A 2,622-nucleotide genomic window follows, 5' to 3' on the forward strand; every position below is an offset into this window, starting at 1 on the left:
TCATCAAACTGCGTTTGATGAACATAATCAATGGGAACGAAGAAGTCGATCGAGCTATTAGTAACGGTAAGCTTCACATGTTGCCATGCTTCCACACCCGTCCTATCAACGTGGTCGTCTTCCACGGCTCTGATAGGGAACACTCGTTTTCAGGTTGGTTTCCCGCTTAGATGCCTTCAGCGGTTATCCATTCCGTATATAGCTACTCTGCTATGCCCTTGGCAGGACAACAGATCCACCAGAGATACGTCCATCCCGGTCCTCTCGTACTAGGGACAGATCCTGTCAATATTCCTACACCCACGGCAGATAGGGACCGAACTGTCTCACGACGTTCTGAACCCAACTCACGTACCGCTTTAAATGGCGAACAGCCATACCCTTGGGACCTGCTCCAGCCCCAGGATGCGATGAGTCGACATCGAGGTGCCAAACAACCCCGTCGATATGGACTCTTGGGGGTCATCAGCCTGTTATCCCCGGCGTACCTTTTATCCGTTGAGCGATGGCCCTTCCACACGGGACCACCGGATCACTATGACCGACTTTCGTCTCTGCTCGACTTGTCAGTCTCGCAGTCAGGCGGGCTTATGCCATTGCACTCGACGACCGATTTCCGACCGGTCTGAGCCCACCATCGCGCGCCTCCGTTACTCTTTCGGAGGCGACCGCCCCAGTCAAACTACCCACCATACACTGTCCCGGATCCGGATAACGGACCGCGGTTAGACATCCACGAAGATAAGGGTGGTATTTCAAGGATGGCTCCACGAGAACTGGCGTCCCCGCTTCAAAGCCTACCACCTATCCTACACATGCCTTGGCGAATGCCAGTGTAAAGCTATAGTAAAGGTGCACGGGGTCTTTCCGTCTGACCGCAGGAACCCCGCATCTTCACGGGGAATTCAATTTCACTGAGTCTATGTTGGAGACAGCGGGGAAGTCGTTACGCCATTCGTGCAGGTCGGAACTTACCCGACAAGGAATTTCGCTACCTTAGGACCGTTATAGTTACGGCCGCCGTTTACTGGGGCTTCAGTTCAGAGCTTGCACCCCTCCCTTTAACCTTCCAGCACCGGGCAGGCGTCAGACCCTATACGTCGTATTGCTACTTCGCAGAGCCCTGTGTTTTTGATAAACAGTCGCTACCCCCTGGTCTGTGCCACCCCATCATACTTGCGTAAAATGGGGTCACGCTTCTTCCGAAGTTACGCGTGCAATTTGCCGAGTTCCTTCAACATAGTTCTCTCAAGCGCCTTGGTATACTCTACCTGACCACCTGTGTCGGTTTCGGGTACGGTCTATACGGTGGAGCTATTTCCTGGAACCTCTTCGCTGCACATCCAATCCAGTAAGAATGTACAACACACGAGATCCGTCACTACCACCAGGCCCACGAATATTAACGTGGTTCCCATCGACTACGCGTGTCCGCCTCGTCTTAGGGGCCGGCTAACCCTGCTCAGATTAACTTTAAGCAGGAACCCTTGGTCTTTCGGCGAGGGAGTCTCTCACTCCCTTTATCGTTACTCATGTCAACATTCGCACTTCCGATATCTCCAGGGCCCCTCACAGGTACCCCTTCACAGACTTACGGAACGCTCCGCTACCACAGCACAGTCACTATAACTGCACTATCCTCAGCTTCGGTGCATGGCTTTAGCCCCGTTACATTTTCGGCGCAAAGACCCTTATTTAGACCAGTGAGCTGTTACGCTTTCTTTAAATGATGGCTGCTTCTAAGCCAACATCCTGGTTGTTTTGGGATCCTCACATCCTTTCCCACTTAGCCATGACTTGGGGACCTTAGCTGGAGGTCAGGGTTGTTGCCCTCTTCACGACGGACGTTAGCACCCGCCGTGTGTCTGCCGACTAGTACTCCTCGGTATTCGGAGTTTGGTTAGGATCAGTAAGACGGTGAGTCCCCATAGCCCATCCAGTGCTCTACCCCCGAGGGTATTCGGTCGACGCTCTACCTAAATAGATTTCGCGGAGAACCAGCTATTTCCGAGTTTGATTGGCCTTTCACCCCTAGCCACAAGTCATCCCAATCTATTGCAACAGATACGGGTTCGGCCCTCCAGTTGGTGTTACCCAACCTTCAGCCTGCTCATGGCTAGATCACTCGGTTTCGGGTCTAATGCAACTAACTAAATCGCCCTGTTCAGACTCGCTTTCGCTGCGCCTACACCTACCGGCTTAAGCTTGCTAGTTACACTAAGTCGTTGACCCATTATACAAAAGGTACGCCGTCACCCTTGCGGGCTCCGACTGTTTGTAGGCATCCGGTTTCAGGTTCTATTTCACTCCCCTCGTCGGGGTGCTTTTCACCTTTCCCTCACGGTACTTGTTCGCTATCGGTCATGCACGAGTACTTAGGCTTGGAGAGTGGTCTCCCCATGTTCAGACAGGATTTCACGTGTCCCGCCCTACTCAAGGACAATGACTGTTCTACGCGTAAGGGGCTATCACCCTCTATGGCCGACCTTTCCAGATCGTTCCGCTTTATTCATCATTGCCACTGGCCTGGTCCGCGTTCGCTCGCCACTACTTACGGAGTCTCGGTTGATGTCCTTTCCTGCAGGTACTTAGATGTTTCAGTTCCCTGCGTTCGCTTCTTAC

Annotated in this window: 1 rRNA gene; it reads right to left on the reverse strand. The window is 52.8% G+C overall.

Annotated features, from left to right (window positions below):
* Positions 1-36: 36 nt before the first annotated feature.
* Positions 37-2,622 (reverse strand): 23S ribosomal RNA (locus tag QSK43_RS26940); the annotation flags it as partial.

This window comes from Rhizobium sp. GR12 (assembly GCF_036596185.1).
GTDB classification, from domain to species: Bacteria; Pseudomonadota; Alphaproteobacteria; order Rhizobiales; family Rhizobiaceae; genus Agrobacterium; species Agrobacterium nepotum.